Source organism: Salmonella sp. 741265116_PST, from assembly GCF_046567715.1.
GTDB classification, from domain to species: domain Bacteria; phylum Pseudomonadota; class Gammaproteobacteria; order Enterobacterales; family Enterobacteriaceae; genus Salmonella; species Salmonella enterica.
Genome location: NZ_JBKFPH010000033.1, coordinates 12,714 through 25,117, shown reverse-complemented (window position 1 = coordinate 25,117; position 12,404 = coordinate 12,714). Strand labels below are relative to the sequence as shown.

The window sequence follows — 12,404 nt, the reverse complement described above, 5'->3', positions numbered from 1 at the left end:
GAAGTATTGTGTTATTAGGCTATAAAAATTTTTTAAACAAAGAATATATTCTTTTTGTGGTATTTATTGCTATTGATAAGCGTCAGACACAGAGAATATATTTTCGAGGCAGGCATGAGATATGAATATTGACCAGCTTCATACTGAGAAGCTGGTCACAAAAAATGTCTATTATCGACCTGCATTTTTCATAATGCGTGCTTTATCCAGTTGCCACTCACGTTCTTTAAGATCGGAACGTTTATCATGTTGTTTTTTACCTTTCGCCACGCCGATCTTCACTTTGCACCAGGCATTTTTCCAGTACAGAGAAAGCGCGACGACAGTATAACCTTCACGATTAATACGGCCATACAGCGAATCAAGCTCACGCTGGTTTAACAACAGCTTGCGGGTTCGGGTTGGGTCGCATACGACATGTGTCGAGGCGACCGCCATCGGCGTAAAGTTTGCGCCAAACAGCCAGGCCTCGCCATCTTTGAGGATAACGTAACTGTCGCCGATATTGGCTTTTCCTGCACGCAGAGATTTTACTTCCCAGCCTTGCAGGGCGAGACCAGCCTCGAACTCTTCTTCGATAAAGTATTCGTGCCGGGCGCGCTTATTCAGCGCGATGGTGGCTGAGCCCGGTTTATGTGCTTTTTTCTTCGTCATAAGTGTCGTGAATTCATAGGTAATCTGATATCGAAAACACCCCATTACGTCCTGATGAGGTGCAAAAATCTATCTTAGCATGAGTTGGGCTATGCACGCACAATTAAGGCATGACGGTTGGGGACAGCATTTTTTTTACTCGCTGATAAGTGGTATTATTTACACGATTTATGTTGATGGGAATTGCTATGCCTCAGATTAGTCGGACTGCTTTAGTCCCCTACAGTGCGGAACAGATGTATCAGTTAGTGAATGACGTGCAATCGTATCCCCAGTTTTTGCCTGGGTGTGTTGGTAGCCGCGTCCTGGAGTCATCGCCAGCACAGATGACGGCGGCTGTTGACGTGTCGAAGGCGGGTATCAGCAAGACGTTTACGACGCGTAATCAGCTAACGCGTAACCAGAGCATTCTGATGCATCTGGTGGATGGCCCCTTTAAAAAGCTGATCGGCGGCTGGAAATTTACCCCGCTCAGCCCCGAGGCGTGCCGTATTGAGTTTCAGCTTGATTTTGAGTTTACCAATAAACTCATTGAGCTGGCGTTTGGTCGTGTATTCAAAGAGTTAGCGTCCAACATGGTGCAGGCGTTTACGGTTCGCGCCAAAGAGGTTTACCGTGCCGGATAAACTTGTGGTTGAAGTGGCTTATGCGCTGCCGGAAAAGCAGTATTTGCAGCGCGTAACGCTGGAGGAGGGCGCGACTGTCGAAGAGGCGATTCGCGCTTCCGGCTTGCTGGAATTGCGCACGGATATCGATCTGGCGAAAAATAAAGTAGGTATCTACAGTCGTCCGGTAAAACTCACCGATACGGTGCAGGATGGCGATCGGGTTGAAATTTACCGTCCCTTAATCGCCGATCCAAAGGCATTACGCCGCCAGCGCGCCGAAAAATCGGCTGGCAGATAATTAGCCTCTTTTGCCGGGTAACGGTGTGAAAGCCGTGCCAGACCTGAAGCGCAGGCGTGTCTGTAAGCCAGATAAACGTAGCGCCATCAGGCAAATTCGTACCAAATGGCGGGGGAGAGGTTTGCAGGCCTGATGAACGTAACCTCATCAGGCGGTATCACAAAATTACTTCGTCAACGCCGGTTTGTTATCAATATTGGTTAACACGCCGCTGCTGTTAAAGGTGAGTGTCAGAGTCTGCTGCGTCACGTTCTCGTGTCCTGGCTGCTGACGGAAGACATAAAACCAGGCGTTCGTACCAAAAGGATCGGACATCATCGGCGTGCCTAAAGTATACGCAACCTGTTGTTGCGTCATACCAACACGCACTTTGGCGACATCCGTAGGTGTAAGATAGTTCCCCTGATTGATGTCAGGTCGGTAAACCACTCGCTCCAGAGTGGAACAGCCTGCGGTCAACATCAGGAGTACTGCTGCGGCAGCAGTCAGCGTTTTACAGCGCATAGTGATTGGGTTCCTTTTCGGGCCTGAGCAGTACGTGGCTCATATTAATATGCCGATGATAATAGACCTTTCATCACTTTAAAACCTTTTGCTGTCGGGTCTTACGGCGTTTTTGTTGTGAACTCAGACCTTCGGGAGGTAAAAAAGTTTACGCCGCCAGCAGTTCTTTTGCGTTTGCCAGCGTATTACGCGTAACTTCACTTCCTCCCAACAGGCGGGCCAGTTCCTGTAAACGCGCACGTTTATCCAAAGGTTGCATATGTGTTTCGGTCATTGCTCCGTCTGTTTCTTTACTGACAAAGAAGTGCTGGTGACCGCACCCGGCTACCTGTGGCAGGTGAGTGACGCACATCACCTGAGTGGATTCGCCAAGCTGACGCAGGAGTTTACCGACCACGGCGGCGGTTGGGCCGCTGATGCCAACATCGACCTCGTCAAAAATTAGCGCCGGCGTTTCCATTTTGCGCGCGGTAATCACCTGAATAGCCAGCGCAATGCGCGACAGTTCACCGCCAGACGCGACTTTAGCGATAGGCTGCAGCGGCTGACCCGGGTTTGTCGTCACTTTAAACTCCACGCGATCGGCGCCGTCGTTGCTCAGATGATGCTCATCAAATTTCACGTCGATAGTAAACAGACCGTGCGGCATCGAAAGTAAATGCATACTTTCAGTGATCAACTGCCCCAGCTCCTGGGCGTAAAACTGACGCTGTTGATGCAGCGCTTGCGCCGTTTCCAGCGCTTGTTGGTGATGCTTATTAACCGCCAGCGTTAGCGTTTCCAGCGAATCGGCCTGATCGTCGAGCTGCTGCTGTTCTTCGAGCAGTGACTGATAAAGCTGCGGCAGCGCTTCCGGGCTGACGTGATGTTTTCGCGCCAGAGAAATTTGTTTAGCGATGCGCTGTTCAAGCTCAAACAGGCGATTGGGGTCTAAATCCAGACGCTCGCAATAGTGGCGTAATTCATCGCTGGCTTCAGTGAGTTGGATAGTGGCTTCTTCCAGCATATCCAGGATGCCGGAAAGCTTGCTGTCCATACCCACCAGCTCGCTAACCAGTTGTTTTGCGCTATATAACTGGCTTTGCAGGTTAACGTCTTCGCCGTCCGCGAGTAGCGCCAGAGCGTTCTGGCTGGTCGTAAGCAACTGCCCGCTATTGGCCAGCCGTTTGTACTCTTCGTCAATTTGCTCGAATTCGCCGGCCTGCGGATTAAAGTCGTTCAACTCTTTTAACTGATATTGCAGCAGTTCCGCGCGCGCGGCGCGTTCCTGGCTTTGTTGCTGGTGATGGGCGAGATCGCGGCAGCTTTGATGCCATAATTGGTAGCGGGCAGCCATCTGCTGCGCTAAAGCGGCTTCGTTGGCATAACTATCCAGCAGCGATTTTTGCTGTTCGGGTTTGGTAAGCTGCTGGTGCGCATGTTGACCATGAATTTGAATCAGCAACTGACCGAGCTCGCGCAATTGAGACAGGGGCACAGCGGTGCCGTTAATAAAGCCCCGTGAGCGGCCATCGCTGCTGATAACGCGGCGAAGTAAGCATTCGCGCCCTTCTTCAAGCTGGTTTTCTTCCAGCCAGCGCAATGCCGCAGGCGTGTCTTTCAGCGCAAAGCGGGCACACAAATCGGCGCGGGTCGCTCCGGTACGGACCATATCGGCCTCAGCGCGACCACCCAGACACAGACCCAGGGCATCAATCGCAATAGATTTACCCGCGCCGGTTTCACCAGTAATGACGGTCATTCCGCTCTGAAAATCGATCTCAAGCTCACGAACGATAGCAAAATTGCTGATGGTCAGTTGCGCCAACATAGCTGTTGTCCTGTATGAAAAACCATGACTGTAATTAAATACAGTATAAACTGGTTTTTTATACAGTAAAGAGGCTAACGTAAAATTAGAATAATTTTTTTGACCAACCGAGTTTTGTGCTTAATGTATTGAAATAACTATAGTCTTTGGGATGTATCAGGTTGAGGTGGTAGTCGCAGCGGCGAATCAGCACATCTTCTCCTTCCTGAATAGGCAGCGCTATCTGGCTGTCGCAGCTAATTTCCAGATCGCTACGGCGATGCGAAAAACGCAGACGAATCGTGCTACTGCTGTTAATGACTAACGGGCGCGCCGACAAGGTATGCGGGAACATCGGCACCAGGGTGATGGCATCCAGTGAAGGGGTCAGAATAGGGCCGCCTGCGGAGAGCGAATAGGCGGTGGAGCCGGTCGGCGTAGAAATGATCAGACCATCAGATCGCTGTGAAAAAGCGAATGTTTCATCAATATAAACCTCGAATTCGATCATATGCGCCACTTTTCCCGGATGCAGCACCACTTCATTAATGGCTGTGCTGATACGCTTCTGGCGGTCCTGTTGGCAGACCTGCGCTTCCAGCAGAAAACGTTTTTCGGAGATATAGCGCCCTTCCAGCACATCAGATAATTGTTGCAGGGCGTTGTCCGGATCGAGATCGGTCAGGAAGCCAAGATTACCGCGGTTAATACCAATCACATTGATGTCATAACGCGCCAGAGTACGCGCTGCGCCAAGCATATTGCCGTCGCCGCCCACGACTACCGCCAGATCCGCCTGTTGACCAATTTCCGCCAGCGTGCCGGTTGGCACATTTTTTAGCTGTAATTCGTGGGCGATTTGTTGCTCCACAATGACCTCATAACCCTGATCGCATAGCCAACGGTAGAGCATTTCATGTGTCGTGAGTGCGGTGGGATGACGCGGATGCCCCACAATGCCGATACACTTGAAATGATTATTCATTTTTCTGAGGTCCTTGTAGCGAAGATTGATGACAATGTGAGTACTTCCCTTGAAACCCTGAATCTGATCCCCATAATAAGCGAAGTTAGCGAGATGAATGCGAAAAAAACGCGGAGAAATTCATGAGTAGTAAAGAACAGAAAACGCCTGAGGGGCAAGCCCCGGAAGAAATTATCATGGATCAGCACGAAGAGGTTGAGGCAGTTGAACCAAACGATTCTGCTGAGCAGGTGGATCCGCGCGATGAAAAAATTGCGAATCTGGAAGTTCAGCTTGCTGAAGCCCAGACTCGCGAACGCGACACCGTGTTGCGTATCAAAGCGGAAATGGAAAACCTGCGCCGTCGTACTGAACAGGATATCGAAAAAGCGCATAAATTCGCCCTCGAGAAGTTCGTCAACGAATTGCTGCCGGTAATCGATAGCCTGGATCGCGCGCTGGAAGTCGCAGACAAAGCCAATCCGGATATGGCGGCAATGGTCGAAGGGATTGAGCTGACGCTGAAGTCTATGCTGGATGTGGTGCGTAAGTTCGGCGTGGAAGTGATTGCTGAGACCAACGTGCCGCTGGACCCGAACGTGCATCAGGCGATTGCGATGGTGGAGTCGGAAGAGGTTCCGGCAGGCAATGTGCTGGGTATTATGCAGAAAGGCTATACGCTGAACGGTCGTACCATTCGCGCGGCGATGGTGACGGTAGCGAAGGCGAAGTAAAAGTCTGATGGCCGATGTAAAGTCGGCCATTTTTTTAGCTTAAAAAATCCTGCACTTCCAGCCACGGCGTGTTGAAATCCTCTATTTTTTTATATTCGCTCATTGGCAGAACGACCACATTATAGGTGTCAGCTCCTTCATTCAGATCAAAAATCTGGAAGCCCCTTTTATTGAGTTCGGTCTGAATGCGTTCAAAGATCTCGTCAAGGTAACGGTCTCCGGCTTCACAGACATCGGAGATTTCATCCTCTTGGGTTATTTCGACAAGAAGATTTCTTAATTCCTCAGAATCCGTCAGGTTTTTTGTGAGTTCATAAAAGCGATCTGCGGCAAAATTAGCCAGTTCGCCTTCTTCATCTTCACCTTTCCAGTCAACGAGGTGAATTAATCCTTCGCCGCGTAGAACTTGTAAAAATGCCTGTGCCAGATCGTTATTTCCGAGATCGCCACCGCTACAATCCAGAACGTCCTGCAACCCATATTCGTCTTCATCTTCGTCTTCAAAGATTTCAGGTTGCGTCGAAAGTTGAGAGAAAATAGTGGGCCATAAGGTTGGGTTGTGCGATAAAAAAACGCTGGCGACGACGTTGAGGTCGTCTGCAAAATTCTTATCCCATTCAATTACATAATCTTCTGACATAACATCAATATCCTTTCTGAATGCCTGAAAAGACATTATTGCATTGTTAAGTAAATGGCAGGAATTGATGGAATCTTAAAAGACGGCGATAAAAAAGGCGAACCGGAGTTCGCCATTGTGTTACTCCGCCACACTCTCGCGCAGCGGTTTTACCGGTACAACCTTTACCTGCTTAATCATATTTTCCTGTACATCGAGAATATCGATATCGTACTGCTCAATGCGCACGCGCGTGCCAGCAACCGGAATTTCCTCCAGCGCCTCCAGAATCACCCCGTTGACGGTGCGCGCGTCATCTTCCGGCAGGTGCCAGTTAAACGCTTTATTGATTTCCCGGACGTTGGCGGTACCGTCAATAATGACCGAACCGTCGTTTTGCGGCGTGACCTCTTCCGCCAGTGTCGGCGACATCGATGTGGTGAAATCGCCAACGATCTCCTCGAGAATATCTTCCACGGTGACCAGCCCCTGGATATCGCCATATTCGTTGACGACCAGTCCGACTTTCTTTTTATTGCGCTGAAATTTAATCAGTTGCGTACTGAGCGGCGTACCTTCCGGGACGTAATAGATTTCATCGGCGGCGCGCAGCATCATCTCTTTGGTGAACTCTTTTTTCTCGGCCATTAACCGCCAGGCTTCACGCACGCGCAGCATACTGATGGCGTCATCCAGCGAATCGCGATAGAGCACGATGCGTCCGTGCGGGGAGTGGGTAAGCTGCCGCTCGATAGATTTCCAGTCGTCATTGATATCGATCCCGATAATTTCATTACGCGGCACCATGATGTCATCCACGCTGACCTTTTCCAGGTCGAGAACCGACAGCAGCATATCCTGATTGCGGCGAGAGATTTGCGAACGGGATTCATGCACGATAGTGCGTAATTCCTCTTTGCTTAACGACCCGCTGACCACGATGTCCGTTTTAATTCCCATCAGACGCATCAGCAGGCGGGTGATGGTGTTAAGTAACCACACCAGCGGCATCATCAGTATCTGTAACGGCGCCAGCAGGAAGCTGCTGGGATAGGCCACTTTTTCCGGATAGAGCGCGGCGATAGTTTTGGGCAGGACTTCGGCAAAAACCAGCACGACAAACGTCAGTACCCCGGTGGCGATAGCTACGCCGGCGTCGCCGTAAAGCCGCATACCCACAATCGTGCCAAGCGCCGAGGCAAGAATGTTGACCAGGTTATTGCCGATCAGCACCAGGCTTATCAGTCGGTCAGGTTTACGCAGTAATTTTTCTACCCGTTTTGCCGAGCGATTACCTTGCTTCGCCATATGGCGTAAACGGTAACGGTTTAGCGTCATCATTCCAGTTTCGGAACCGGAAAAATAGGCCGAGATGACCACCATGATGATTAATATGATAATCAGCGTGGTGGTGGAGATGTGTTCCAGGGGAAACTCCTTTAAAAGCTTAGCTTACAAATTGCTGTAATATGCGGCTACCAAAATAGGCCAGCGTCAGAATACCCGCGCCTGCGACGTTAAACCACACGACCCGCCGACCCCGCCAGCCTTCATGGTAATGCCCCCACAGCAGAACGATATAGACAAACCATGCCACGATAGAGAGCACGGCTTTATCAATATTTTCAGTACTGAACAGGTTATGCATGTAAAACAGGCCGGTACACAGAGTAAGGGTCAGCAGTACGACGCCAATCTGCGTGATATGAAACATTTTGCGCTCAATGCTCATCAATGGCGGCATTTCATTACTAAACGCCAGCTTTTTGTTCTTCAACTGATAGTCGATCCACGCCAGTTGTAGCGCATACAGCGCGGCGATTATCAGCGTCGCGTAAGAGAAAAGCGACAGACCGATGTGCACCATCATGCCTGGGGTCGCTTCCAGATGCGTAATATATTCATTAGGCATAAACGTGGCGAAGGCCAGGTTAATCAGCGCAAAAGCATAGACAATGGGCAGAAGTAGCCAGCCGCGATTACGCGACGCGACAATGGTCATTACCGTGCAGATCATCAGGCTGACCAGCGAACCGACATTCAGCAGGCTCAGGTTTTGTCCACTGTCGCCGCCGGGCAGAATACGCGATTCCAGCGCGACAGCATGGCACACCAGAGCGATGACCGCAGAAAGAATAGCCATACGCCGCCAGCCGCTGTTTTTTTGCAACAGTCCGGGAACGATCAGCGCGAGGCTGAAGGAGTAGGCGACAAGGGCAAGTAAAGCAAAAACGGGCATAGTTGTGTCGACAGTTGACCAGTGAGAAAGAGAAGCAGTATAGCGTTACGTGACCGCAGCTCCAACCGTTGCATAACAACAAAGACGGCTTCATGGTATACTGTGGCGAAATTCTGTAACTGTGTCGCTGCGGCGACCAACCGTTTCCACCCCAGGCGAGAGACAATGTTTGATAATTTAACCGATCGTTTGTCGCGCACGCTGCGCAATATCAGTGGCCGTGGGCGCCTTACTGAAGACAACGTTAAAGAGACGCTGCGCGAAGTGCGCATGGCGCTGCTGGAGGCTGACGTTGCGCTACCGGTAGTGCGTGAGTTCATCAATCGCGTAAAAGAGAAAGCGGTTGGTCATGAAGTTAACAAGAGCCTGACCCCAGGGCAGGAGTTCGTCAAGATTGTCCGTAGCGAACTGGTTGCGGCGATGGGCGAAGAGAACCAGACGCTGAATTTAGCTGCGCAGCCGCCAGCCGTAGTATTGATGGCGGGTCTGCAGGGGGCGGGTAAAACCACCAGCGTCGGTAAGCTGGGTAAATTCTTGCGCGAGAAGCACAAGAAGAAAGTGCTGGTCGTCTCTGCCGACGTCTATCGCCCGGCGGCGATCAAACAGCTCGAAACGCTGGCTGAGCAGGTTGGCGTGGATTTCTTCCCGTCTGATGTCGGCCAGAAACCGGTTGATATCGTCAACGCCGCGCTGAAAGAAGCGAAGCTCAAATTCTACGACGTGCTGCTGGTGGATACCGCCGGTCGTCTGCACGTTGACGAAGCGATGATGGACGAAATCAAACAGGTCCATGCTTCTATCAAGCCAGTAGAAACGCTGTTTGTCGTCGATGCGATGACCGGTCAGGATGCCGCGAATACCGCAAAAGCCTTTAACGAAGCGCTGCCGTTAACCGGTGTGGTGCTGACCAAGGTCGATGGTGATGCGCGTGGCGGTGCGGCGCTCTCTATTCGTCATATCACCGGCAAGCCGATTAAATTCCTCGGTGTCGGCGAGAAAACCGACGCGCTGGAGCCGTTCCACCCGGATCGTATCGCCTCGCGTATTCTCGGCATGGGCGACGTACTGTCTCTTATCGAAGATATCGAAAGCAAAGTTGACCGCGCACAGGCTGAAAAGCTGGCGACTAAACTGAAGAAAGGCGACGGTTTCGACCTGAACGACTTCCTGGAACAGCTCAAACAGATGAAAAACATGGGCGGTATGGCCAGTCTGATGGGCAAATTACCGGGCATGGGGCAGATTCCGGACAACGTTAAATCGCAGATGGATGACAAAGTGCTGGTGCGTATGGAGGCGATCATCAATTCGATGACGCTGAAAGAGCGCGCGAAGCCGGAAATCATCAAAGGTTCCCGCAAGCGTCGTATCGCGCAGGGCTGTGGGATGCAGGTGCAGGACGTTAACCGCCTTCTGAAACAGTTCGACGACATGCAGCGCATGATGAAGAAGATGAAGAAGGGCGGGATGGCGAAGATGATGCGGAGTATGAAGGGGATGATGCCGCCAGGCTTCCCGGGTAGATAAATATATCGGGCTACCTTATTTGCCATTTTGACGCCGGAGTGTGCTCGACAAAACACGATAGTGTTTTGAACGCCCTTTAGGGCGGCCCGAAGGGCGAGCGGAGCGAGTAAATGCTCACGTACTGCGTGTACGCTCCGCTTTCTGCGCGCACGCCGACGCCAAACTGGCTGCAACGGTCACGCCCTGGAATCAAGCTTCATCACATGTTGATTGCTTTTTTCCCAGAAATCAGTAAAATTTTCGGGCTTTTAATATGACACCCGGGCTCCGTTCCTCGATGGGGCCCGGTTGTTTTATTCACACAAGAGGATGTTATGGTAACTATTCGTTTAGCTCGTCACGGCGCTAAAAAGCGTCCGTTCTACCAGGTTGTTGTCACCGACAGCCGTAATGCACGCAACGGTCGCTTCATTGAGCGCGTTGGTTTCTTCAACCCAATCGCTAGCGAAAAAGAAGAAGGCACCCGCCTGGATCTGGATCGCATCGCTCACTGGGTTGGCCAGGGCGCAACCATTTCCGATCGCGTTGCGGCGCTGATCAAAGAAGTAAAAAAAGCAGCTTAATCTGTCACGGTGGTCATGATGAGCAAGCAACTCGCCGCACAAGTACCCGCTGAACCGGTTGTACTGGGGAAAATGGGTTCTTCATACGGTATCCGTGGTTGGCTCAGAGTGTTTTCCTCCACTGAAGACGCCGAAAGCATTTTTGACTATCAGCCCTGGTTTATCCAGAAGGCGGGTCAGTGGCAGCAGGTACAGCTGGAAAGCTGGAAGCACCACAATCAGGATCTGATCATCAAGCTGAAAGGCGTTGACGATCGAGATGCCGCGAATCTTCTGACGAATTGCGAAATTGTCGTGGATTCCTCGCAGTTGCCAGCGCTGGAAGATGGTTCCTACTACTGGAAAGACCTTATGGGCTGCCAGGTAGTGACTACTGAAGGCTACGATCTCGGTAAAGTCGTCGATATGATGGAAACCGGGTCGAATGACGTCATCGTCATCAAGGCAAACCTGAAAGATGCGTTTGGTATCAAGGAACGACTAGTACCGTTCCTCGATGGGCAGGTTATCAAGAAAGTCGATCTCGCTACTCGTACTATCGAAGTAGATTGGGATCCTGGTTTTTAAACCACCGAATAAACGGTAATAAATGGCGTTATGGGGATTGGCTTGTGTTTATTGGCATAGTTAGCCTGTTTCCTGAAATGTTCCGCGCAATTACCGATTACGGGGTAACTGGCCGGGCAGTAAAAAATGGCCTGCTGAACATCCAGAGCTGGAGTCCTCGAGACTTTACTCATGACCGGCACCGTACCGTGGACGATCGTCCTTACGGCGGCGGACCGGGGATGTTAATGATGGTGCAACCCTTGCGGGACGCCATTCACGCAGCAAAAGCCGCGGCAGGTGAAGGCGCTAAAGTGATTTATCTGTCGCCTCAGGGACGCAAGCTTGATCAAGCGGGCGTTAGCGAGCTGGCCACGAATCAGAAGCTTATTCTGGTGTGTGGTCGCTACGAAGGCGTAGATGAGCGCGTAATTCAGACCGAAATTGACGAAGAATGGTCAATTGGCGATTACGTTCTCAGCGGTGGTGAGTTACCGGCAATGACGCTGATCGACTCCGTTTCCCGGTTTATTCCGGGTGTACTGGGTCATGAGGCTTCAGCAATCGAAGATTCGTTTGCTGATGGGTTGTTGGACTGCCCGCACTATACCCGACCTGAAGTGTTAGAGCAGATGGAAGTACCGGCGGTGTTACTGTCGGGGAACCACGCTGAGATACGTCGCTGGCGTTTGAAACAGTCGCTGGGCCGGACCTGGCTTAGAAGACCTGAACTTCTGGAAAACCTGGCTCTGACTGAAGAGCAAGCAAGGTTGCTGGCGGAGTTCAAAACAGAACACGCGCAACAGCAACATAAACATGATGGGCAGGCGTAAGCCCCCAATATCAGTTTACCCAGGATAAGAGATTAAATTATGAGCAATATTATTAAGCAACTTGAACAAGAACAGATGAAGCAGGACGTACCTTCCTTCCGTCCGGGTGATACCGTGGAAGTGAAAGTATGGGTTGTTGAAGGTTCCAAAAAACGTCTGCAGGCATTCGAGGGCGTGGTTATCGCTATTCGTAACCGCGGTCTGCACTCTGCATTCACTGTTCGTAAAATTTCCAACGGCGAAGGCGTTGAGCGTGTCTTCCAGACTCACTCTCCGGTAGTTGACAGCATTGCTGTTAAACGTCGTGGTGCTGTTCGTAAAGCTAAACTGTACTACCTGCGTGAGCGTACTGGTAAAGCGGCTCGTATCAAAGAGCGTCTTAACTAAGAACGCGCTTTCGCAACATCCGAAAGCTTGTAGAAAAGAAGGGGCTGGCATTACGCTGGCCCCTTTTTTATGGGTTGTTCCACGCCATGACGGTTACATGATTAGGCTGGGTCTGTGGTATCAACGCTGAGTCAGCAAC

15 protein-coding genes are annotated in these 12,404 nt (G+C 51.0%); 8 read left to right on the top strand and 7 right to left on the bottom strand.

Annotation, left to right across the window (positions count from 1 at the left end; all coding sequences use genetic code 11):
• Window positions 1-171: 171 nt before the first annotated feature.
• Window positions 172-654, bottom strand: a complete 483-nt coding sequence (gene smpB / locus ACLD11_RS18595) for an SsrA-binding protein SmpB (protein WP_001518569.1) — start codon at window positions 652-654, stop codon at window positions 172-174.
• A 188-nt stretch (window positions 655-842) separates the two neighbouring features.
• Here smpB and ACLD11_RS18590 point away from each other — a divergent pair, with 188 nt between their 5' ends.
• Window positions 843-1,280 (top strand): type II toxin-antitoxin system RatA family toxin, encoded by a 438-nt coding sequence (locus ACLD11_RS18590; RefSeq protein ID WP_001543334.1) that lies wholly within the window; start codon window positions 843-845, stop codon window positions 1,278-1,280.
• Window positions 1,270-1,560, top strand: a complete 291-nt coding sequence (locus ACLD11_RS18585; RefSeq protein WP_001112990.1) for an RnfH family protein — start codon at window positions 1,270-1,272, stop codon at window positions 1,558-1,560. The genes ACLD11_RS18590 and ACLD11_RS18585 overlap by 11 nt, the downstream gene beginning before the upstream one ends.
• 165 nt (window positions 1,561-1,725) lie before the next feature.
• Here ACLD11_RS18585 and bamE read toward each other — a convergent pair whose 3' ends face one another.
• From bamE to nadK, 3 genes are all read right to left on the bottom strand, one after another.
• Window positions 1,726-2,064, bottom strand: coding sequence for an outer membrane protein assembly factor BamE (gene bamE, locus ACLD11_RS18580; RefSeq protein ID WP_411015235.1), 339 nt, complete (start codon window positions 2,062-2,064; stop codon window positions 1,726-1,728).
• A 148-nt stretch (window positions 2,065-2,212) separates the two neighbouring features.
• Window positions 2,213-3,874 (bottom strand): DNA repair protein RecN, encoded by a 1,662-nt coding sequence (gene recN, locus ACLD11_RS18575; protein ID WP_000880965.1) that lies wholly within the window; start codon window positions 3,872-3,874, stop codon window positions 2,213-2,215.
• An 85-nt stretch (window positions 3,875-3,959) separates the two neighbouring features.
• Window positions 3,960-4,838: an NAD(+) kinase gene (nadK, locus tag ACLD11_RS18570; RefSeq protein WP_001059155.1), complete on the bottom strand. Its 879-nt coding sequence runs from the start codon at window positions 4,836-4,838 to the stop codon at window positions 3,960-3,962.
• A 122-nt stretch (window positions 4,839-4,960) separates the two neighbouring features.
• Between nadK and grpE the strand changes: the two genes are divergently transcribed.
• Window positions 4,961-5,551, top strand: coding sequence for a nucleotide exchange factor GrpE (gene grpE, locus ACLD11_RS18565; RefSeq protein ID WP_001518875.1), 591 nt, complete (start codon window positions 4,961-4,963; stop codon window positions 5,549-5,551).
• 34 nt (window positions 5,552-5,585) lie between these two features.
• On the opposite strand, the gene ACLD11_RS18560 is transcribed toward grpE, so the two are convergent.
• From ACLD11_RS18560 to ACLD11_RS18550, 3 genes are all read right to left on the bottom strand, one after another.
• Complete coding sequence (locus tag ACLD11_RS18560) at window positions 5,586-6,191, bottom strand: hypothetical protein (RefSeq protein ID WP_023136472.1); 606 nt, start codon at window positions 6,189-6,191, stop codon at window positions 5,586-5,588.
• A gap of 120 nt (window positions 6,192-6,311) precedes the next feature.
• Window positions 6,312-7,598: an HlyC/CorC family transporter gene (locus ACLD11_RS18555; RefSeq protein ID WP_127172650.1), complete on the bottom strand. Its 1,287-nt coding sequence runs from the start codon at window positions 7,596-7,598 to the stop codon at window positions 6,312-6,314.
• Window positions 7,599-7,617: 19 nt separating this feature from the next.
• The gene (locus ACLD11_RS18550; protein WP_001537507.1) at window positions 7,618-8,409 is read right to left on the bottom strand and encodes an inner membrane protein YpjD; all 792 of its coding nucleotides are present in this window, start codon (window positions 8,407-8,409) and stop codon (window positions 7,618-7,620) included.
• Between the two features lie 165 nt (window positions 8,410-8,574).
• Here ACLD11_RS18550 and ffh point away from each other — a divergent pair, with 165 nt between their 5' ends.
• From ffh to rplS, 5 genes are all read left to right on the top strand, one after another.
• A complete protein-coding gene (gene ffh, locus ACLD11_RS18545) occupies window positions 8,575-9,936 on the top strand; it encodes a signal recognition particle protein (protein WP_000460052.1) in 1,362 nt (453 codons plus the stop codon).
• A 314-nt stretch (window positions 9,937-10,250) separates the two neighbouring features.
• Window positions 10,251-10,499 carry a 30S ribosomal protein S16 gene (rpsP, locus tag ACLD11_RS18540; protein WP_000256453.1) on the top strand — a complete coding sequence of 83 codons (249 nt, stop codon included), beginning with the start codon at window positions 10,251-10,253 and terminating at the stop codon, window positions 10,497-10,499.
• Between the two features lie 18 nt (window positions 10,500-10,517).
• Window positions 10,518-11,066 (top strand): ribosome maturation factor RimM, encoded by a 549-nt coding sequence (gene rimM, locus ACLD11_RS18535; RefSeq protein WP_411012252.1) that lies wholly within the window; start codon window positions 10,518-10,520, stop codon window positions 11,064-11,066.
• Between the two features lie 44 nt (window positions 11,067-11,110).
• On the top strand, window positions 11,111-11,878 hold the full coding sequence (gene trmD / locus ACLD11_RS18530; protein WP_411012246.1) for a tRNA (guanosine(37)-N1)-methyltransferase TrmD: 768 nt from the start codon (window positions 11,111-11,113) through the stop codon (window positions 11,876-11,878).
• A gap of 39 nt (window positions 11,879-11,917) precedes the next feature.
• Window positions 11,918-12,265, top strand: coding sequence for a 50S ribosomal protein L19 (rplS, locus tag ACLD11_RS18525; protein ID WP_012134695.1), 348 nt, complete (start codon window positions 11,918-11,920; stop codon window positions 12,263-12,265).
• The last annotated feature ends 139 nt before the right edge of the window (window positions 12,266-12,404 follow it).